The sequence below is a fragment of the Pleurocapsa minor HA4230-MV1 genome (genome assembly GCA_019359095.1).
Lineage (GTDB): Bacteria > Cyanobacteriota > Cyanobacteriia > Cyanobacteriales > Xenococcaceae > Waterburya > Waterburya minor.
On the sequence record JAHHHZ010000019.1, the window covers coordinates 256,956 to 277,494 of the forward strand.

Below are 20,539 nucleotides of genomic sequence, written 5' to 3' on the forward strand. Positions count from 1 at the left end.
TGAGTTTGTGACTCATAAGTTCCTCATAAGTTTTTTTGTAATCTTCTATGTAGAGTGTTAACCAAGACTGTTTGTCGCGCCTATAAAAACCTCATTCTATGGCAATGGCATCTTGCTTGAAAGACTTCCACTCTTATTCAATCTTCATTAAATTCAAAAAGATTAAAGTTATGAGAAACCGTTCGATTATTGCTTGCTTCCTTGCTTTATGTTTGGGAGTCCTAACTGCCTGTAGCAATTCTGGTGAAGTGGATAAAAGAGACTTAAGCTACGACGACATTGTAAATACAGGACTCGCCAACTCTTGTTTAACATTACCCGAAAGCAGCCGTGGTACGATTCCCATTGAGGCTGGCAAACAGTATGCAATCCAAGACATGTGTATTGAACCCAGGGAATTCTTTGTCAAAGAAGAACCTGTCAGTAAGCGTCAAAAAGCCGAGTTTATTGAAGGAAAGCTGTTAACTAGATATACCTCTAGTCTCGACCACATTCGGGGAACTATCGACACCAACGATGATGGTACTCTAACCTTTACCGAGATTGATGGAATCGATTTTCAACCAACTACGATTCTTTTGCCTGGTGGTAAAGAAGTTGCTTTTATGTTTACAGCCAAGCAATTCCAAGGAACTACTACAGCTAGCACCGATAGCATTAATACTTCAACTGATTTTGAGGGTGAATTCCACGTTCCTTCCTATCGCGGAGCAGTATTTCTCGATCCCAAAGGACGTAGTTTTGCTAGAGGTTACGATCACGCTGTAGCTTTGCCAGGACTTGCCGACGATCCAAGATTCTCTAAAGCCAACGTTAAAGAGTTTGTTTCTAGCAAAGGTAAAATGTCTTTGAACGTCACGAAAATTGATAGTGATACGGGAGAAATTACTGGAGTATTTGAGAGCGAACAGTTTTCTGCGACAGACTTGGGTGCAGGAGAACCAGAAGAAATTAAAATCAAAGGCATTTTCTACGGCAGAATTGTAGATAATGCATAGTTAGCTTACAAGGATTATCAGCGTAAAAAATAGAAGATAAAACTGTAACATCGTTCATCTTTTCTGCGAGTTAAAGAAAAGACGGAAGTAAGGAACTATTTCAATATCCTGAAGGAACGCACCTCATATCGACACAATAATAGAGGTGAAAGAAATGAAACTAACTTATCGCGGAATACAATACGATCGAGAAAAACAAAATTTTTTAACATCAACAGATGTAGTAAAAAATGAGATTATCTATCGAGGAAATTCTCTCGAAGCAAATATCGATCATAGATTTCCTTTGATTAAATATATCAAACAGCTATTGAATAAATCTAGATCGCAAACAGTGTTCGATCCAGTCGCATTTTCGTACGAACACAAAAGAGAATTTTTAGAAGCGTGTTGGTATTTGGAGAATAAAGAACTCAATCGCTGTTGGGATCTAACCTTACAGATTGAGAAAACCAAGGCTTTAAAAGCACAACAGAAAACTAAGTTGAAATATCGTGGCCTTACTTATTACCGCTAACTAAACTGGAGATTACGCAATCCGAAGGCTACAGATCGTATTCATCACTACGGCGTTGCTGATTTGAAGTATACCATTTGCGAAGCTTATCCTTTAGGACAAGGGTACAACGTGAAACCGATAAGTAAACTGTTCGTAGCCATAAGCTATAAGCTATAAGCTTTTTTAATTTTCTATCGATGACCTAAAATTAAAAATCACATTGTCTATCACGGATACACCTTCGGATATGGTATACCCAGATTCAGCAACGCCCGTAAAACCAGTTTTATTTTTTACTGCATGGTTGCAATACGCTTGTTCTGGCTTGAAGATTAGCCCTTTCTCAACACACGCTTAAAAAGAACGATCTCTATCAATGGCATGATTGCCTATCGAGGTATCTACGCAACTATAAAAGGCAAGCGGTAATAAATAAATCTCTTAAGAAAAGTATTAATGTCCAAAATATCCTAGTTTTCATGAAAGTTAGAACGACTATCAAAAGGCGTTTGTCTCCTGTCCTATTAGGAGCAACTCTATCCATTTCATTTTTAAGTGCTGCCTGCAATTCTAGCTCAGATGCGAAAGCTGATGCCGAAGCAAATGCTCAAGCAAGTGCGATACCTGTTGAAATAGTAAAATTACAGTCTGATACGATTGGCGATCGCTCTGAGTTTGTCGGTAACTTGGAAGCGGTCAAGGTCGTTGAGGTTAATCCCGAAATTCAAGGACGCATTAAAAAGATTTTAGTTGAAGCTGGGGAGCGAGTTGAGGCGGGACAAACTATTATGGAGTTAGAGCCTGGGGAAAGCGCACCCAACTATCAAGCAGCTTTAGAAGCGGTCAATGTTGCCAAAGACGATTATCAAAATGCGCTTAAACAGCTCGACATTGCCAAAGCTAAACGGGATAGTGCCAAAACTAACTACGATTTAATTAGTAAATATGTACCTCGCGTACAGGAGCTATTTGACGAAGGAGGAGTGGCACAGGTTCGCTTAGACGAAACATTACAAAAAGCCGAAGCAGCAAAAAACAATTTAATTAGTGCAGAACAAGATGTTTCCACAGCCGAAATTAAGATAAACCAAGCACAAACTAATATTCGTCAGGCACAGGCACAGGCAGACGCTGCTTCAGTAAGTACGGGTTATAAAACGATTAAAGCTCCTATCGCTGGGATTGTGGATGATTTTCCCGTGAAGGAGGGAGCTTATGTAACTGCTGGTCAATCTGTAGTGGCGAGAATAACCCAATTAGATGACTTATTCTTAAACATTCAAGTCCCATCTAATCGAGCAAATCAGCTTAAGCTTGGTTTACCCTTAGATTTAATCGATCCTACTACCAAAGAAAAATTATCTACAGGTAAGATTACCTTTATCTCCCCAACGGTTGACCGAGAAAACCAAACTATTTTGGCAAAAGCCCGCTTTAATAATGAAGGCGAATTACGAAATGGACAATATGTGCAGGCGCGTCTTACCTGGAACACCGAGAGCGGAATTTTAGTTCCAACTGGGGCGATTTCTCGAACAGGGGGCAAGGAATTTGTCTATCAAGTCAGCGATGAGCCTAACGAAAACGGTCAAGAGGTTGTTAACCTAACTCCTGTAGAGTTGGGAGCTATTCAGGACAACAGTTTCCAAATCATTGCAGGATTAGAAACAGGCGATCGCATTGCCGTCTCGAATATCCTCAAGCTACGAGATGGTGCGCCCATTGAACCTAAATCTTAGGCAGGTTTTTGCTTAACTACTTTTAAATTATTAATCGCCAACCTTATAAATATTAAAATTAACTATGGGTGTATTCTCTATCTCTGGAAACTTTATTAAACGCCCAGTATTAACTACAGTTTGTACTATTGTCATTGTCCTGCTGGGAGGGGTCTGTATTCCCCTGCTACCGATTAACTACCTCCCCGATGTTTCTCCCGTGCAGATTCAGGTGTCAAGCACATACACGGGGGCAGACGTAGAAACTATTGAAGATACTGTCACCACAATCTTGGAAGAGGAAATTAACGGTGTCCCAGGAATGGATTACTCAACCTCTGAAAGTTATGCAGGCAGTAGTAATATCTCTATTTATTTCCCCACAGGAACTGATAAGGATATTGCTCAGGTTAACGTCCAGAACCGTGTAGCACAGGCTTTACCACAGTTGCCCAGCCCAGTCCAACAAAGGGGGATTACTACCGAAGCAGCATCTAGTAGTATCCTCCTGATCTTTGGTATTTATAGTGAATCAGGGGTATATAATGACATTTTTGTTAGTAACTATGTCGATGCCAATGTCACTAATGTTTTAAAGCGGATTGAGGGGGTAGGAGACGTTACCGTATTTGGGGCAAAAGAAAACGCCATGAGGCTCTGGCTCGATCCCCAAGCGTTAGCAGCTAGAGGATTGAGTCCATTGGATGTATCCCAGGCTGTTAGTTCGCAAAACGTAGTAATTGGTGCAGGTTCTATCGGTCAAGAGCCTACCCCTGGAAATCAAGACTATGAGCTACCAGTTAAGATTCAAGGTCGTCTTCAAAGTAAAGCTGAGTTTGAAAATTTGGTAGTTAAAACCTTGGACAATGGTTCTGTGGTGCATCTAAGAGATGTGGGCTATGCAGAAATTGGGGCGGAAAACTATACAGCCAATGCTCGCGTTAATGGACAAGAAGGGATCGGTATTTCAATCTCTCAACTTCCTGGGAGTAATGCCCTAGATGTCGGTAATAACGTCAAAGATGCAATGGAAGAACTAAGTCAAAATTTTCCTCCAGGACTAGTTAAATCCCTGGTGTACGATACCACTGACTTTATTCAAGTATCGATTAAAGAGGTTTTTATCACCTTGCTTCAAGCGATCGCTTTGGTAATCATCATTATCTTTATCTTCCTTCAAGATTGGCGCACCACAGTTATTCCCGCCGTGGCGATTCCCGTTTCACTAATCGGTGCATTGGGATTTGCTTTTGTCTTGGGATTTTCACTCAACAGCTTGACTTTGTTTGGTTTGATTCTAGCCACAGGGCTAGTTGTCGATGACGCGATCGTGATTGTCGAAGCAATTACCGCTAAGATTGAGTCGGGAATGACACCAAGAAAGGCATCTTTTGTAGTGATGGACGAGATTGCAGGGGCGGTTCTTTCCACTTCTGTAGTACTGATGGCGGTATTTATTCCCGTGGCATTTTTCCCAGGCACAACTGGAATTCTTTATCAGCAGTTCGCCTTAATTATTGCCTTTTCCGTGCTGGTATCAACCTTTAACGCCCTGACTTTTACTCCCGCTATGTCTGCGATCCTGCTCAGATCGTCAGAGCAAACTCAGTCAAATAACAATGGCAAGAAAGGATTTCTAGATAAGATATTTACGCCCTTTAATCGCTTCTTAAGCTGGGTTATAGACCTATACGCGGCTTTCGTTAAGTTTCTCATTCGCATTCGCTACTTTGTAATTGGCTTATTTGTCCTGGGTCTGTTTTTGACTTATATGGTGTTTAAAGCAGTGCCAGGAGGTTTTGTCCCTCCAGAAGATCAGGGGGTTTTCTTGGGAATCATCCAAGCTCCTGATGGAGTATCCTTGAGCTATACAGATCGAGTTACCAAATTTGTCTCCGAGACTTTTGAAAATACTCCTGAAGTAGAAGATTATTTTGTCGCTAGCGGTATTGGTTTAGAAGGCGCGGGCCCCAATAAAGGGGTGTTCTTTGCCAAACTCAAGACTTGGGATCGGCGAACTGGATCGGCTCAAACCGCAGAAAAAGTCATCGAACGGCTTAACCAACAATTCTATGTAAACGAAGACGCAACCATTGCTGCTTTTAACTTACCCCCCATTCCTGGGTTTAGCTCCACTGGAGGGATCGAACTACAGCTACAAAACCAAAGTGGCGGTAGCTTGGATATCGATAATTTTCTGGCAAATGCTCAAGAAATTATTGCTCAAGCCAATCAGTCCCCTGCGGTTGGCTCGGCTTTTACCCAGTTCACAGCCAGTACGCCTCAACTACAGGTAGATATCAATCGCGATCGATTAGAAGCTTTAAATATTGATTTTCAGTCGGCACTCCAAACCATTGGTGCTTTTGTCGGTTCTCAATATGTCAATGACTTTACTCTGGAAGGACTTAGCTATCGGGTATTCTTGCAGGCAGAAGCAGAGGCTCGTAATTCTCCCGATGACCTAGAAAATCTCTACGTGCGATCGCGGGTCGGACAAATGATTCCTCTGGGTGAAATAGCCACAGTTTCTCGCATTGTTGGGCCGCAAATTATTTATCACTACAACGGCGATCGCTCGATTAAAATTCAAGCAGAGGCAGCCGAAGACTTTTCCAGTGGTCAGGCGATCGCTGCTATAGATTCCGCAGTAGCACAAGCGGCCTTACCTGGAGTCACTGGAGATTGGATTGGTTTGGCTAAAGAAGAGCTGGCTGCTGGTAGTTTGGGTGCTTTGGTATTTCTGTTTGGGATTATCATGGTCTTCCTGACTCTCTCGGCTCAGTACGAAAGCTATATCGACCCCCTAATCATTTTGTTAACTGTTCCTTTGGCGGTTTTGGGTGCTTTATCTTTTATTGCCTTAGCAGGGTTAGATAGAAACGTCTACGTGCAGGTAGCACTAGTAATGTTAATTGGTCTTGCCAGTAAAAATGCGATTTTGATTGTGGAACTTGCCAACCAAACGCGGGAAACGGGAGTTTCAATTGTCCAATCCGCACAAGAAGCTGCCCAGGAACGTTTTCGTCCTATCCTAATGACGGCGGTATCTTCCTTAGTTGGTTTCTTCCCCTTGGTTATTGCTTCGGGAGCGGGTTCGGCTTCCCGTCGGTCAATTGGAACGGCTCTAGTGGGCGGACTATTGGTATCGACAATACTGAGCTTTTTAATCGTACCAGTCCTCTATGTGGTTATCAAAAGCTTAGAAGCGAAATTTCTCAATAAAAAACCTCCCAGAGACAATGATGACGACTACAATTCTAACGGTCGTGTAAAAGACGCCAAAGATTTAGAAAGGGGCGATCGTGCCGATGCCCCTGCCACAACTCGCTTTCAAGGAGATAATCCAGTTTGAGAGGATAAATTATGAACCAGCGTAAAATTTGGTTTGCTGGGTTAGTTACAGCAGTACTTGGTGTCGGCATTGGCTTAGTGCTGGCAAAGATTGCCGAAACTCCCTATTCTAGTAAAAACTATCAAAACTTAGAACAGATTTATATGTCGATCTGCGGCACTGGAGGACTGATTGTCGGAACAACTCAAGAAGCTTTACGTCAGCTTCAAACCCAGCGCGATATTGAAGAAGCTCAGAGGCTGCGCGATCGTCTAAAAAAAGAACGGATTTCGCAACATAAGTAACGATCGAAGATTAGTATTATTAGAGTAATAATGTCTGAGAATAAGTTTCCACGCTGGCTATATTGGGGGTTGTTAATAACATTCATTGTTGTTAACGGTTATTTTCTATTTCCTGTATTTCGCTATTTACAGCCGACGCTAATTTTAATCGTAACAGCAGCACTGCTTGCTTTTTTATTAAATTATCCCGTGCGGTTACTTATGTCGTGGAAGTTACGACGGGGTTACGCGATCGCCCTAGTGTTTTTATTGGCACTAATAATTTTAGGTATCATAACTTTCACCTTACTACCCCTATTATTTCAACAGCTAAATGACTTTACCCGTCGTTTGCCAAGCTGGATCGATTCTGGCAAAGAGCAGTTACAAATTTTTAAAATCTGGGCAACTGACAAAAATATTCCCTTTGATGTTGCTGCGTCGATCGCTGAACTAGAAGAGCGTTTTGCTACCGAAGTAAGAGCTTTACCCAGCTACATTATCAATTTTTTAATTGGAGCATTTGATAGCAGTTTAGAGCTTTTAATTACAGTAGTACTAACCTTCTACCTACTGATTCATGGCGATCGCTTTTGGTCGGGAATTTGGCAGTGGTTACCCGATGATTGGGGCAATCGCGTGCAGTCATCTCTTAAACAGAGTTTTGAAAATTACTTTATCGGTCAAGCGACGATCGCTCTTTTGATGAGTATTAGTATTACGACGGCATTTTTATTGCTCAAAGTACCCTTTGGCTTATTATTTGGTCTGACAATTGGGAGCTTAGTGCTAATTCCTTTAGGAGATATTATCGGTATTATTAGCGTTAGTTTACTTACAGGGCTTAAAAGTGTGGGATTAGGAGTAGAAGTCTTCACAGTAGCAATCGTCATCGATCAGGCGATCGATAATACCCTCGCCCCGCGTATTTTTGGTAATTTAGTCGGGCTTAATCCTGTTTGGATTATTATTTCTCTGTTATTGGGGGCTAAACTCGGCGGAGTTTTAGGTTTAATCTTAGCAGTGCCTCTGGCTGGGGCAATTAAAAGAGTCGCAGAAAGCCGAAAAATTACTCAAACTACTGAAATAGATACATTAAGCAGCAAACATTAGTTTATTATGCTTGTAGTAAATCGTAGTTGAGTAAAATCTATTACTTCTTAATTAGCAGCAGCAAGTGAACAATAATCAATCTCCCGAACGTTTAAAGAAACGTCCTAACTCTCCTACCCAAAGCACGACGGAAGTAATTACAGTAATAGCGATCCAGTCAGTTAGAGATAGAGGAACAGTACGGAAGACGCTACCGCCAAACTGGACGATGAGAATTTGTCCGACCAGAATGATAGCTGCGATCGCCACAAAGCCTAAATTATCAATTAAGCCAGTAAAGGCGGAACGGTTTGAACCCAGACAACGGACGTTAAACATATTCCAAAACTGCAACATCACAAAGGTAGTAAAGAACAGAGACAGTTCGTAAGCCGTTGCTTCTCCATTTCGGTCGAGATACAATAAGAATCCTGTCAGAATCAACAGAAAACTCAATCCAGTGATGGCAATATGACGCAACATTTCTGGAGTAATAATAAAAGCTGCGGGATTACGGGGAGTTCTGGTTATTACTTCAGGGTTGGCTGGTTCGGTGGCTAATGCCAGCGCAGCAAAAGTATCCATAATTAAGTTGACCCACAGCATTTGGGTAACCGTTAGAGGCATGGCTACGCCGATAAACGGCCCTAAGAAAACTATACCCAAAGCAGCAACGTTAATAGTTAGCTGGAACAGAATGAATCGTTGAATGTTTTCGTAAAGAGACCGTCCCCAAATCACCGCATTGATAATACTCTTGAAAGAGTCGTCTAATAAGACAATATCGCTGGCTTCAAGAGCGATCGCCGTACCGCTACCCATCGCCAGACCTACCTGTGCTTGTTTGAGTGCAGCAGCATCATTTGTACCATCACCCGTTACTGCTACTACTTCGTCATTAGCCTGTAATAGCTTAACTAAACGTAATTTATCTAGAGGACGGGCGCGGGCTAACACTTTCAATTCGACCGCAGCAATTTTAGCTTGTTCGTCATTGAGTTGACTAAATTGTTGTCCCGTCAAACAAGCATATTGTTGGTGTAGATCCCTATCTGTTACCAGACCCATCTGACTGGCAATTTCTCGTGCGGTTTCTAGATTATCCCCCGTGACCACTTTAACTTTAATGCCTCCCTGGAGACAATTGGCGATCGCTTCTGGGACTTCAGCACGTAAGGGGTCTTCGATGGCTGTAAAGCCTAACCAGATTAAATTGGTGGCTAATTTATTGAGATTATTTATCTGTTCTGGTGCGTCGTGATAGGCAAAACCTAGAGTACGCATTCCTCGACGTTGATAGTCTTGAAGTTTGGCAGATACTGCTGCTTGGTTTGTTAGGGGTTTTAGTCCTGTAGTAGTTAAAATTTGAGTACAGCGATCGAGAATTAATTCTGGCGCACCTTTAACATAAAAAACCTTGCTTTGGGTAACTGCCGAGAGGCCCAAAGTACCCATATATTTATTTTGAGTTGAAAAAGGTATTTGTGCTTCAATTTCAAAGTCACTACGGTAGGAAATGTAGTTAAGCTTTTGGCTTTCCAACCAAAGTAGTAATGCACCTTCGGTAGCGTTACCAATGGGAAGAGTTTCCCCGTCAGGTTTTTTTTCTAAATCGGCGGTACTATTAACGGCAATTGCTTCGGCAATTAATTTTTGAGCATCTCGATGTAAGGGTAATAGAGAAGCATCGAGACTGGGGAAATGAGCCTTTTTGACTCGCATTTGATTTTGAGTCAGAGTACCAGTTTTATCGGCACAAATAACTGTCGCTGCGCCAATAGTTTCGCAAGCGTGCATTTGACGTACTAAGTTGTGGTCAGCAGCCATTTTTCTCATGCTGTATGCCAAAGAAAGGGTAACGCTCATTGCCAAGCCTTCGGGTACGGCAACGACAATAATAGTTACGGCTACCATGAAATATTGCAGCAGTGCGCTGGCGAAAGAACTTGGCAACCAATGATTAAAAGAAGTTGGCAGTAAGTCGGCAAAATAGCCCAAGCCAAATCCCGTCACCAAAATTGCCAGTCCGATAGTTGTAGCTTTTAACCAACTTGCCATACCACCTGTTTTTAACCATTCTGGAACTTGCTGTTTTTTGCCAGCCAATTCCAAGCCATCGTAGATAACTGGCAGCCATATAGGAGTTAAAGCAACTAAGACACTGACAATAGATAATCCAAAACAATACCATTGGGGAATGGTTAAACTATATTTCCCTAAGAAAAAGTCTCTAAGCAATAGTGCGCTAAAAGTCAGACTGGCAAATGTCAAACCGATAACGCCAATTAATTTGCTCAGTTTTTCTAACTGAAGATTGAGAGGAGTTACTTTTTTGTCTTCCACTACAGCTACAGCCATTGCCAGCTTACCAATTTCGGTGCGATCGCCAACAGCAGTAACCTTGACAAAAGCGTTTCCACCTTCGACTAGAGTGCTGCGATAAACTTTGTTGGTGGGATAAGTTTGTGTCTCGGCTACCTCGTCTTGTGCTTCGGCTTGACAACATTTCTTAACCGCTTCAGATTCTCCAGTAATCTTAGATTGGTCGATATAAAAAGCAACCTCTTCCAAAATAACGCCATCAGCAGGAACTTCTTCTCCCTGTTCGAGATAGATAATATCTCCTACTACCAAATCTTGACGAGGAACAGTAGTAAAGTTGCGATCGCGAATTACTTTGACCTGAATGGTATCGTATACCTGATTGAGAACGTCAAACTCTTTCTCAGCTTGGTACTCATTGATAAAGGCTAGAGTAGTTGCTAGCAAAATCGCTACGATAATGCCAATACCTTCTATGTAATCTCCCTCCACTATGCCTACGGCGATCGCCATAACTGCGGCGATCGCTAAAATTTGAATGACAGGATCGTCAAATTTGGCTAAAAATAGTTTCCACGCTGGTTCTCTTTCAGGAGGTTGGAGAATATTTGCGCCGTGTAGTTGGCGGTTATGTTCTACTTGTTGAGATGTCAGTCCTCGATATGGTAAGTGATTATTGAGATGAACTTCTTTAGTTGGTATTTGCATCTGATTTTATAGCTATATATGCGATTTGCTCGATCTCCAATAAAAAGTGCGAGTTGAAAACTCGCGATCGATAAGCTGCTAATTATTGCTTTTAATGTAGTTATCAAAATAGTGAAGAAGTTTGAAGAAGTTATGAGGATTTTTATTAATTTTCACCTTGTACATTTATTTCGTCAGCTTATTACCAAATGCAAATTTTAAAGTTTGGCTTATTCGGACAACAAAATAATCAATAAAAATAGAGGTGCAAATATGAGATTAACTTGGCAAAAAATCAAGCTTTACCTAACTATGATTTGTATAGGGGCGATCGCATTTCAAGCACTACTACAATTTAGATAACTTTCAGAAAATCTTTTTTGATTACTAACGGACTTTCACTTCGTCCTCGATTAACATATTTCACCAATGATTCTGATTCTATAGCGGTCAATAAGTTACTAGCTTGAACCACAACATAACTATCTCGATCGCGATCTAAAGAATAAAAAGTTATTTCATTTTCTTTCCAGATCCACAGTTCAGTAATGCCGATATTTGTGTAGCTAGATTTTAGAGTTTCAACTTCACCACTACTAAATATGACTTCTACTACTAAATCTGGTAAATCTTTATCGCTATTAAAAGCGTAAGCAAGATCGGGTTCTCTTCCTGCTTGTCCCCATACATTCAGTCTTGTTTGTCCAAAAGGAAAATCTTGAAGCTCGTATTTTTCACAATAGGCAATAATTAATCTGTTAATTACCGCAGCAATTCGTTCGTGATTTCGCCCAGGGGACACAATAGTTATTTCTCCATTGAAAAAAGAAACTCGATAACCTGGATATTCTGGTGAATCAAAATTCTGATAGTCTAACCATGTAGCTCCAGTAATAGTCAATATTTGGTCATTTTGAGCAAATTTATCGCGATTAAGGGGTAAATCCGTTGAAATAAGCATAGCGATTACTCATTCTATAATCTAGCTTTTATTTGATTTTACCTTTTCTTTCACCAATTCTTGAATGTAATAAGAGACTTACAATGATTTTTCAGGTGTTTTAGTATCTTGTCTATAGCTTTTAGCAGAATACACTAATGCTACTGCGATCGCGAGTAGATTTTCCTCATAAGTTCCTCAAGTTTGCACTGTAATCTTAAAAATTAACTAGAGCAGCTATTTACTGATGTTACGCACTAATTAATCGCTAAAGACTGAGTAAAGGAAAAACATTAATTTGCTATTTATGCAATAAATCTACTAAAAATGTGTCCTTAAATCAATGCTTTTAGACCATAAAGTAATAAAAATAATTGCTCAGTAAAACGGTTAGAAAAATGAATATCAACAGTAAAATTACCCGAAATATCGCAAACGAGCTTGATGAAAAAACTCTATGTGCCTATCAAAATCTGAGTAGTAATTGGCAAATAGTTAAGATTACTAATCTACCTAACTACTATTGGGAGAGAGCTGTTTTACCTGGTCAAAAGATTATTTTTGTTACATCAATCAAAGCCATCTTAAAAGTTTTTTCGGCTGAAAATATTACTGCAATTTTAATAGATAATATTCCCTGTGATCGGCTAAAAATAAATTAAGCATTATTAAGATCGATTGGCTAAAAAATAACCATTTTTGTTTGATAAAATGCTTACTAAATTAGTAGACTTAACTCAGCTTTGTGTCGTCAAACAAGTTCAATATCTTCTAGTAGAATCAGAGAAAAATGGGGGTAGTTTAATTCTTCAAGATCCCTATTACCAACAGCAGCTAATTGAATATGTTTTATCTAATTTAAATCATCGATATATAACACTTGAGTTGACCGAAATTCCTCAAGACGCTAGTGACGTGTTTCCTCAATGTCCCATAGATGAACAAATAGCAATAAAACAACTGTTACAAAAGAAAATCTCTCAGATCGATCGATACCTAAGCGAAGCCCTTTTATTTTTGCCTTGACAACTAATTACCAACTGCAAAACTTAACGCAAAAACCCTTATGACTTCTGTAACTCAGCCTGAAATTACAAAGCTTCAAGAATCTCTAACTAAAGAAGAATTACGCCTAATAAATGCCTATTGGCGAGCAGCGAACTACCTTTCTGTAGGACAGATATATTTATATGATAATCCCCTGCTCAAAGAACCTTTAAAGCTGGAACATATTAAGCCCAGGCTGCTCGGACACTGGGGAACAACTCCAGGTCTAAACTTTATTTACGTTCACCTCAATCGTTTAATCAAAAATCATGACCTAAACGCAATTTATGTGACTGGGCCTGGTCATGGCGGGCCAGCATTGGTCGCCAATACCTACCTTGAGGGAACTTATAGCGAATTTTATCCCAATATTTCTCAAGATGCTGAGGGTATGAAACAACTGTTTAAACAGTTCTCTTTCCCTGGCGGAATTCCCAGTCATGTTGCTCCAGAGACTCCAGGCTCGATCAATGAAGGGGGAGAACTGGGTTACTCCCTTTCTCATGCTTATGGAGCAGCTTTTGATAACCCCGATTTACTGGTTGTTTGTGTAGTAGGAGATGGTGAAGCCGAAACAGGAGCTTTAGCTACTGCATGGCACTCAAATAAGTTTCTCAACCCTATTACCGATGGTGCTGTTTTGCCAATCCTGCATTTAAATGGGTACAAAATTGCCAATCCTGCGATCTTAGCTCGCATTCCCCACGAGCAGCTAAAAAGCTTGTTTGTCGGTTATGGGTACAGGCCTTACTTTGTTGATGTTGAGGGTTCTGATCCCGAAACTATGCACTCGGTTATGACTCAGACTTTAGAGACAGTTATGGCTGAGATTAAAGCGATCCAGCACGATGCTCGCCATAATGATAGTACCGAGATTCCCCAGTGGCCGATGATAATCCTGCAATCTCCCAAAGGCTGGACGGGGCCAAAAGAAGTTGATGGCAAAAAAACCGAGGGATTTTGGCGATCGCACCAAGTGCCTTTATCTGGGATGGCAACTAACCCCGAACACCTTAAACAGCTCGAAGCCTGGATGAAAAGTTATCAGCCAGAAGAACTCTTTGACGAAAATGGTCAGTTAATGCCCGAACTAGCAGCACTAGCTCCTACAGGCGATCGCCGTATGGGTGCAAACCCTCACGCTAATGGTGGTATTTTACTCAGAGATTTGAAGATGCCAGATTTTAGAGATTATGCCGTCGATGTTCCCCAACCTGGTAACGTTTATGCCGAAGCAACTCGGACGATGGGGAAGTTTTTGCGGGATGTGATGAAGTACAATCAGGACAAATTTAGGGTAGTAGGGCCAGATGAAACCGCTTCCAATCGTCTTAGTGCCCTATTTGAAGTAACCGATCGCACTTGGATGGCCCAAACTTTACTTGAAGATAATGATGGCGGTAACTTAGCCCAGGATGGTCGGGTAATGGAGGTCTTGAGTGAAAACACCTGTCAGGGTTTGCTTGAAGGCTATTTACTCACGGGTCGTCATGGCTTCTTTTCCTGCTACGAAGCGTTTATCCACATCATCGATTCGATGTTCAATCAACACGCTAAGTGGCTTAAAACAACCCGCGAAATTCCCTGGCGCAGACCTATTGCTTCTCTCAACTACTTATTGACTTCCCATGTCTGGCGACAGGATCATAATGGTTTTTCTCACCAAGACCCAGGCTTTATCGATCACGTCATGAATAAAAAGGCGGATATCATTCGCGTTTATTTACCACCCGATGCTAATACCTTGTTGTCCGTAACCGATCACTGTTTGCGAAGCCGTGATTATGTCAACGTTATTGTGGCGGGAAAACAGCCCCAGCTACAGTATTTGAATATGGATGAGGCAATTAGGCACTGCACCAAAGGAATCGGTATTTGGGAATGGGCAAGTAACGATCGCGGTGTTGAGCCAGATGTTGTCATGGCCTGTGCTGGAGATGTCCCAACCCTAGAAACTCTAGCTGCAACCGCGCTCCTACGCCAACATTTTCCCGAACTTAAAGTACGGGTAATCAACGTCGTCAATCTGATGAAGCTTCAGTCAGCCAGCGAACATCCTCACGGTTTATCAGACAAAGATTTCGATATCCTCTTTACTACAAATAAGCCAGTTATTTTTGCCTATCATGGCTATCCTTGGTTAATTCATCGTTTAACTTATCGACGGACGAACCACCATAACCTTCACGTGCGGGGTTATAAAGAAGAGGGAACTACAACTACTCCTTTCGATATGGTAGTCCTCAACGATCTCGATCGCTTCGATCTAGTTGCAGATGTCATCGACCGAGTACCGAAACTTGGGGCTGCTGCTGCTTATGCCAAAGAAATTATTCGCAACAAACTACTAGAACATAAGCAATATATCAGGAAACACGGCGAGGATTTGCCAGAGGTTCGTCAGTGGCAATGGCCTTATTCCAACATCGATCATTGAAGCATTTTCAATTTCAAACACTCTAGTTGAAATGCAGCATAAAGCGGTCAAATTTTATGGCGACAAAGTTGATTTTATTGTCGATGGTGGCGAGAGTAAACACGGCAGAAGTAGCACTTTAGTAGATTTTACAGTAGAAGTGCCAACTATTATGACCTATGGCACAGTTTCTTTAGACGATCTTAGACCTTTAATGCCTCAGATTGTTCTTCCTTCTCACATGATGAAATAGCAGACTTACTAAAGTGGCGATCGCTTTACTATAACTGAGTTAAGTTATAAAACGTTAACTTGACTAGAAACTTAAATTTTTGTATCTTTAGATACAGAAAACATTTTTTATTTATGTGTTCACGCGCTTTTAAACAATCAGGAAACAACGATGACGATGCAAAAACCAAGCGAGCCAAAATCTAGCGTGCAATGGTGTTCGATTCCTCTCAATCGGACTCAAGAAAGAGCAGCTATACCCCAACCCCAACCAGATACTTGGGTGCAACTATTAGAACCAGAATCATTCAGTCCCCTTTGTCATGATGAAGCTTTGCTGCTTTGTCAAATATCAAACTGGGAGTGGGCTGCTTGGATTCCTGACCACGGTGAAGCCGTAATTAACATCGAGCAGTTTTGTTTTCCTATCAGCTAAATTTGAAAGATATCTCATAGATTAACTATCAGTGTAATGCTTGTTTGAGTCCTTCTAAGTTTTCATAAGTAATAATCAAGGCGATTACAGTTCTGCTGAAGTCGATACTAATCGACGTACTGCGATCCTCACCAACCCAAAAAGCCTGAAATTTGACTTGCTAAAGTAGTAGGATCAAAAGGCTTAGTAATAAATCCTTTAATACCAGAGGCATAGAAGCGACGGCGATCTGCTTTCTGAGTTTTGGCAGTTAGAAAAATTACGGGAATATCTTTAACTTGAGGATTATCTTGTAGCTGCTTGAGAGTTGCTAGTCCATCCATTTCGGGCATCATTACATCCAAGACGATCGCGTCTGGCTGTTCGGTTTCGGCAAGCGCGATGCCCTCTCGCCCCGAAGCTGCGGTCAATACCGACCACCCCGTTCGTTTTAACCCGACACGAGCCACTGCTAAGATAGAGGCTTCGTCATCTACCAGTAAAATACGTTTGACAGTCATAATAAGCCAGATTTAGGCAAAGTAAAATAAAACGTACTTCCCTTACCAAACTCACTCTCAGCCCAGATGCGACCTCCGTGTTCTGCAATAATCTTATAACAAATCGGCAACCCCAAGCCAGTACCTCCTTTGTCTCGCGAATCTGAAGCATCTACTTGTTTAAATCGCTCAAAAATGCTGCCCAGTATATCTGCGGGAATGCCGCGCCCTGTATCGATAACTTTAAATAAAACCTCGTCTTCTAAGTTATCGACTGTAACCCAGACTGAACTATTTTGCGGAGAAAATTTGATGGCATTGCTAAGTAAATTGGTCAAGGTTTGATGAATATGATCCCCATCGGCATTAATGGTAATAGAAATAGGTTCTGCTATTAAAGTAATGTTTCCAGCCTTTGCCATCGGCTGCATGACTTCTATTGCTGACTGGATTAGATCGCCGGCATCACAAGGCTGTTTCAGCATTTGGATTTTGCCTGACTCGATGCGCTCTAGATCTAGGACATCGTTTACCAGGCGCACTAAGCGGTCTGTATTGGTCACGGCAATATTCAGCATTTCACGGTCTTCTTCTGATAACCCACTTTGAGGACTGGTGACGAGCAATTTTAAAGCACCATAAATAGAAGTTAAGGGGGTGCGTAATTCATGACTGACTATCGAAACAAATTCGTCTTTCATTCTTTCGGTAGCTTTGCGATTGCTTATATCGCTAATTAAACTAATAAATCCTTTTACCCCTCCTTCTTTATCAAGATCGGGAATATGAGTAACATTAACCCAATGTAAGGAGCGATCGCTCAATTCAAGCTCAGTTTCATAGGTTACTGTTTGTCCTGTCAAAGCTAATTCTAGATGATGTTTAATTTGCTGGTAATATGCCTCACCCAAAATCTCTTGAAGATGACTGCCAATAATTTGAGTAGGGGATTTACCAAACCAATCTCCAAAAGTCTGGTTGACAAATTGATAGCACTGTCGATTATCGACATAAGCAATTAATGCTGGTAGTGCATCTGTAATTAAACGAAGTTGTGATTCGCTCTGTTGTAATACAGCTTCAGATTGTTGGCGAGTAATAGCAATAGAGGCTAAATTAGCACAGGCTTCAATTATCTCTAACTCTTTTGGCTCGGGTAGTTTTGCTTCGGTAAAATACAGAGCGAAAGTTCCCAAAACTTTTCCCGTATTTGATTTAATCGGTTCAGACCAACAGGCTTGAAAACCGTGGGGTAAAATTAGGTGTTGGTAGTCTGCCCATAAAGGATCGGTAGCAATATTACTAACGATTACTCGCCGACCTAAATACGCTGCCGTACCGCAAGAAGTAGCTTTTGCTCCAATGGGTAAACGATCGATCGCCCTAATATATTCTTGGGGCAATTGAGAACTAACAAAAGGTCGTAAATGCCTGCCGTCGTTTTCCATTATCATAATAGTCGAAGTCAAATTTGGAGATAAACGATCGATCTGTTCGCTCAGTTCTGATAAAGTATTCTTGAGCGTCTCTCCCCGTGCGATCGCGCTCATCGTTCGATTCTGAATCTGCTGCAAGCTTTCTATCCATTTACGTTCGGTAATATCTAAGATAATTCCGTCTAACCAAAGAAGATTGCCATCTGGATCGAAAACTCCTTGCCCTTTGTCCTTGATCCAGATAATTGTTCTATCTGAGCGAATAAGTCGATATTCAATTGTATAGGGTTTTCTTCGGGCGATCGCCTCTTGGACTTCTCGAACAACTAAATCGCGATCTTCTGGGTAAATAATGCTTCTTATAGACCGATTTTGATTTTGAATAAAATCGGCAGCAGGATAACCTGAGATCGTCATCATTTCATCACTCAAAAAATCCATTGTCCAATCAGCATCGTTAGCACAACGGTAGATCGCCCCTGGAACATTGGCGATTAAAGTTTTGAACCTTTCTCTTATGATGTGTTCGTAATCTGGTTCCATTTTGCTGCTAGGAAGCGAGCGCTCTGATTGAATATATAGCAATACTAGACAATGTTAGGACGTTTTTTTACTAATACCTACTATTTACTCTACTACCTAATCTTTATTGGGCGTAATTTCTAATATACGATCCATCAACCAATCTCCAGTTATGAATGTCATAAATGTTTAATTCCAATCCATCGGCACCTGCTTGCTCTATTTGACGTACGTAATCACCCCAGCTACCTACTGTAGAACTGTTGAGACTTGCAAAAATGGGAATATCCACCATCTTTTTAGCCCGACGAATACGCTCTAAATAAGCTTCTGAATCGACACTAAAATCTGATTCGGGATAGGTTTTTGTAGGGTGAGCGAAACGATGATATGCTTCATATCTTTCTTCTAGTAGTTGTTCTTCAAACAGAGAATGCAATACCACTGCTCCTGCGTCAGCATCTTCCATCCGTTTAATATTATCGATATTTTCGGTTAAAGGTGCTGCTACACCAACAACCAAAGGCGATTACCCTAAAGGACTAGCTTCGCGTCGCGCTCCGCGTAGCCTTCGGATCGCAATGTCTTACCTAGATAAGTTGTGGATAGGTCTGCCATTTATTTGCCTCCTTATTATTATCTCTAAACTAAAAAAATCTTTTGAGGAAGTTATGAGTAGTAGACAGAACATTAGTAAAGTAAGCCATTAGAAGAAATAGCTTTTGCTCCTCATAAGTAGCTCATATTTTCTGATTAACATATTGTTCATTGTAATGGTATCGAGCGCAGGTTAAATTAATATGGTTTTTACTCGATCGCCTCTTAAAAATAAATTATTGATGTTACAGCTAGCTCGCAAACACATCTTAGCGATCGAAGTTGCTAAAGATCTTCGCGAAATTATTAAACGCAGCTTGGGAAATACGGCAAATTGGCAAGTGTTTTCGGTAAACACGATCGCTGAAGGATTGACTTTAATTGAAACACAGCAACCCGATGTAATTTTAGTCGAAGCCGAGCTGCTCGAACGATGCGATCGCCAGATTTGGCAACAACTACAAACTACTGCTTCTAATCGATCTATTCCCCTAATTTTTATGGCATCAAGAGTTAGAGCCATGGATCGACTTCAATTCCAAGAATTAGGTGCAGCCAAGGCGATCGCTAAACCTTTTGACCCAAAAGAATTGGTAGAAACGATTTCTCAAGTATTAAAGTGATTTTAGCTGCACATCACCACATTTCATAACTTCCTCAAACTTGCAATCTATAGTTGGAATTAATATCGAGAGTAGTAAAAATTATGACCAGAGTTTTTTTTAATAGACAAGAAGCGGGACAAAAATTAGCTCAAAAACTTACCGCCTATACTAATCATCCTCAAGCAATAGTATTGGGACTACCTCATGGTGGCGTACCTGTAGCTTATGAAATTGCCAAAACTTTAAATCTTCCCTTGGATGTTTGTTTGGTCAAAAAATTAGGTCTGCCTAGCCATCCAGAAACAGCAATGGGTGCAATTGCCGAAGATCAACTGTTACCTGATTACTGTGGCAACATCACTATTATTAATCAAAACACGGCTCATCTTGACGGAGTTGATTCAGAACAGATTCAGGCACTTGCTGCTCGAGCAAAAGTTGAATTAAGATGGCGCGATCGTTGTTATCGAAGCTTTCGTCCCATGCTGAAAATTCCACAGCGTTCTGTTATCGTCGTTGATGATGGCATTGCTACGGGTCAAACTATGGAGGCTGCGGTAACTGTTTTGCGACGGCATAAGCCAGAGAAAATTATTATTGCTACTCCCGTGGCATCAAAGTCAGCTATAGAACACTTAGCAGCTAAAGTAGATGATTTTGTTTGCTTGATGAAACCCAAATCATTAGTTGCAGTGGGCTTTTGGTATGAAGATTTTACTCAAATCAAAGATCGAGAAGTATGCGATTTACTTGCTCAAGAAACTTGCAAAACTTTAGCTCACCAAACTTCAGCAATGACTCGTTAATTACTAATGTCACGCACTCATTAATCTGTGAAGGCAGGGGAAGGGGAAAAAGGCGGATTATTCTTTTTTCATCTTTAGCTTGAAACTACC

General features: G+C 41.0%; 16 protein-coding genes and 2 pseudogenes. 13 read left to right on the forward strand and 5 right to left on the reverse strand.

What is annotated here, in order from left to right:
- The first annotated feature begins 170 nt into the window (after positions 1-170).
- The 6 genes from KME09_10345 to KME09_10370 all read left to right on the forward strand — a co-directional run bounded on the left by KME09_10345 (position 171) and on the right by KME09_10370 (position 7,946).
- Positions 171-998, forward strand: a complete 828-nt coding sequence (locus KME09_10345; protein MBW4534323.1) for a photosystem II manganese-stabilizing polypeptide — start codon at positions 171-173, stop codon at positions 996-998.
- 154 nt (positions 999-1,152) lie between these two features.
- The gene (locus KME09_10350) at positions 1,153-1,515 is read left to right on the forward strand and encodes a DUF4278 domain-containing protein (GenBank protein ID MBW4534324.1); all 363 of its coding nucleotides are present in this window, start codon (positions 1,153-1,155) and stop codon (positions 1,513-1,515) included.
- 461 nt (positions 1,516-1,976) lie between these two features.
- Complete coding sequence (locus KME09_10355; protein ID MBW4534325.1) at positions 1,977-3,236, forward strand: efflux RND transporter periplasmic adaptor subunit; 1,260 nt, start codon at positions 1,977-1,979, stop codon at positions 3,234-3,236.
- A gap of 64 nt (positions 3,237-3,300) precedes the next feature.
- On the forward strand, positions 3,301-6,570 hold the full coding sequence (locus KME09_10360; GenBank protein ID MBW4534326.1) for an efflux RND transporter permease subunit: 3,270 nt from the start codon (positions 3,301-3,303) through the stop codon (positions 6,568-6,570).
- An 11-nt stretch (positions 6,571-6,581) separates the two neighbouring features.
- The gene (locus tag KME09_10365) at positions 6,582-6,854 is read left to right on the forward strand and encodes a hypothetical protein (protein MBW4534327.1); all 273 of its coding nucleotides are present in this window, start codon (positions 6,582-6,584) and stop codon (positions 6,852-6,854) included.
- Between the two features lie 30 nt (positions 6,855-6,884).
- On the forward strand, positions 6,885-7,946 hold the full coding sequence (locus KME09_10370) for an AI-2E family transporter (protein ID MBW4534328.1): 1,062 nt from the start codon (positions 6,885-6,887) through the stop codon (positions 7,944-7,946).
- 75 nt (positions 7,947-8,021) lie between these two features.
- On the opposite strand, the gene KME09_10375 is transcribed toward KME09_10370, so the two are convergent.
- A complete protein-coding gene (locus tag KME09_10375) occupies positions 8,022-10,955 on the reverse strand; it encodes a calcium-translocating P-type ATPase, PMCA-type (GenBank protein ID MBW4534329.1) in 2,934 nt (977 codons plus the stop codon).
- 334 nt (positions 10,956-11,289) lie between these two features.
- Positions 11,290-11,895, reverse strand: a complete 606-nt coding sequence (locus KME09_10380; protein ID MBW4534330.1) for a Uma2 family endonuclease — start codon at positions 11,893-11,895, stop codon at positions 11,290-11,292.
- A gap of 377 nt (positions 11,896-12,272) precedes the next feature.
- On the opposite strand from KME09_10380, the gene KME09_10385 reads away from it, so the two are divergent.
- From KME09_10385 to KME09_10405, 5 genes and pseudogenes are all read left to right on the forward strand, one after another.
- Positions 12,273-12,536: a DUF1830 domain-containing protein gene (locus KME09_10385; protein MBW4534331.1), complete on the forward strand. Its 264-nt coding sequence runs from the start codon at positions 12,273-12,275 to the stop codon at positions 12,534-12,536.
- Between the two features lie 49 nt (positions 12,537-12,585).
- Positions 12,586-12,900, forward strand: a complete 315-nt coding sequence (locus KME09_10390) for a hypothetical protein (GenBank protein MBW4534332.1) — start codon at positions 12,586-12,588, stop codon at positions 12,898-12,900.
- A gap of 40 nt (positions 12,901-12,940) precedes the next feature.
- Positions 12,941-15,358, forward strand: a complete 2,418-nt coding sequence (locus KME09_10395; protein ID MBW4534333.1) for a phosphoketolase family protein — start codon at positions 12,941-12,943, stop codon at positions 15,356-15,358.
- A gap of 43 nt (positions 15,359-15,401) precedes the next feature.
- Positions 15,402-15,590: pseudogene (locus KME09_10400) on the forward strand (Sua5/YciO/YrdC/YwlC family protein).
- 150 nt (positions 15,591-15,740) lie between these two features.
- On the forward strand, positions 15,741-16,004 hold the full coding sequence (locus KME09_10405) for a hypothetical protein (GenBank protein MBW4534334.1): 264 nt from the start codon (positions 15,741-15,743) through the stop codon (positions 16,002-16,004).
- Positions 16,005-16,132: 128 nt separating this feature from the next.
- Here the strand turns inward: KME09_10405 and KME09_10410 are convergent, their stop codons facing one another.
- The 3 genes and pseudogenes from KME09_10410 to KME09_10420 all read right to left on the reverse strand — a co-directional run bounded on the left by KME09_10410 (position 16,133) and on the right by KME09_10420 (position 19,059).
- Positions 16,133-16,504: a response regulator gene (locus tag KME09_10410; GenBank protein MBW4534335.1), complete on the reverse strand. Its 372-nt coding sequence runs from the start codon at positions 16,502-16,504 to the stop codon at positions 16,133-16,135.
- A complete protein-coding gene (locus KME09_10415) occupies positions 16,501-18,462 on the reverse strand; it encodes a PAS domain S-box protein (GenBank protein MBW4534336.1) in 1,962 nt (653 codons plus the stop codon). The genes KME09_10410 and KME09_10415 overlap by 4 nt, the downstream gene beginning before the upstream one ends.
- 154 nt (positions 18,463-18,616) lie before the next feature.
- Positions 18,617-19,059: pseudogene (locus KME09_10420) on the reverse strand (hypothetical protein).
- Positions 19,060-19,241: 182 nt separating this feature from the next.
- Here KME09_10420 and KME09_10425 point away from each other — a divergent pair.
- Positions 19,242-19,661 carry a response regulator gene (locus KME09_10425; protein ID MBW4534337.1) on the forward strand — a complete coding sequence of 140 codons (420 nt, stop codon included), beginning with the start codon at positions 19,242-19,244 and terminating at the stop codon, positions 19,659-19,661.
- A gap of 83 nt (positions 19,662-19,744) precedes the next feature.
- Positions 19,745-20,449, forward strand: a complete 705-nt coding sequence (locus KME09_10430) for a phosphoribosyltransferase (GenBank protein MBW4534338.1) — start codon at positions 19,745-19,747, stop codon at positions 20,447-20,449.
- The last annotated feature ends 90 nt before the right edge of the window (positions 20,450-20,539 follow it).

Excerpts from the sequence above, each read along its gene's own strand:
- KME09_10380 (MBW4534330.1), bottom strand. The coding sequence starts at position 11,895 with ATGCTTATTTCAACGGATTTACCCCTTAATCGCGATAAATTTGCTCAA.
- KME09_10345 (MBW4534323.1), top strand. The coding sequence starts at position 171 with ATGAGAAACCGTTCGATTATTGCTTGCTTCCTTGCTTTATGTTTGGGA.
- KME09_10410 (MBW4534335.1), bottom strand. The coding sequence starts at position 16,504 with ATGACTGTCAAACGTATTTTACTGGTAGATGACGAAGCCTCTATCTTA.
- KME09_10385 (MBW4534331.1), top strand. The coding sequence starts at position 12,273 with ATGAATATCAACAGTAAAATTACCCGAAATATCGCAAACGAGCTTGAT.
- KME09_10355 (MBW4534325.1), top strand. The coding sequence starts at position 1,977 with ATGAAAGTTAGAACGACTATCAAAAGGCGTTTGTCTCCTGTCCTATTA.
- KME09_10390 (MBW4534332.1), top strand. The coding sequence starts at position 12,586 with ATGCTTACTAAATTAGTAGACTTAACTCAGCTTTGTGTCGTCAAACAA.
- KME09_10395 (MBW4534333.1), top strand. The coding sequence starts at position 12,941 with ATGACTTCTGTAACTCAGCCTGAAATTACAAAGCTTCAAGAATCTCTA.
- KME09_10350 (MBW4534324.1), top strand. The coding sequence starts at position 1,153 with ATGAAACTAACTTATCGCGGAATACAATACGATCGAGAAAAACAAAAT.
- KME09_10405 (MBW4534334.1), top strand. The coding sequence starts at position 15,741 with ATGACGATGCAAAAACCAAGCGAGCCAAAATCTAGCGTGCAATGGTGT.
- KME09_10365 (MBW4534327.1), top strand. The coding sequence starts at position 6,582 with ATGAACCAGCGTAAAATTTGGTTTGCTGGGTTAGTTACAGCAGTACTT.
- KME09_10375 (MBW4534329.1), bottom strand. The coding sequence starts at position 10,955 with ATGCAAATACCAACTAAAGAAGTTCATCTCAATAATCACTTACCATAT.
- KME09_10430 (MBW4534338.1), top strand. The coding sequence starts at position 19,745 with ATGACCAGAGTTTTTTTTAATAGACAAGAAGCGGGACAAAAATTAGCT.
- KME09_10370 (MBW4534328.1), top strand. The coding sequence starts at position 6,885 with ATGTCTGAGAATAAGTTTCCACGCTGGCTATATTGGGGGTTGTTAATA.
- KME09_10360 (MBW4534326.1), top strand. The coding sequence starts at position 3,301 with ATGGGTGTATTCTCTATCTCTGGAAACTTTATTAAACGCCCAGTATTA.
- KME09_10425 (MBW4534337.1), top strand. The coding sequence starts at position 19,242 with ATGGTTTTTACTCGATCGCCTCTTAAAAATAAATTATTGATGTTACAG.
- KME09_10415 (MBW4534336.1), bottom strand. The coding sequence starts at position 18,462 with ATGGAACCAGATTACGAACACATCATAAGAGAAAGGTTCAAAACTTTA.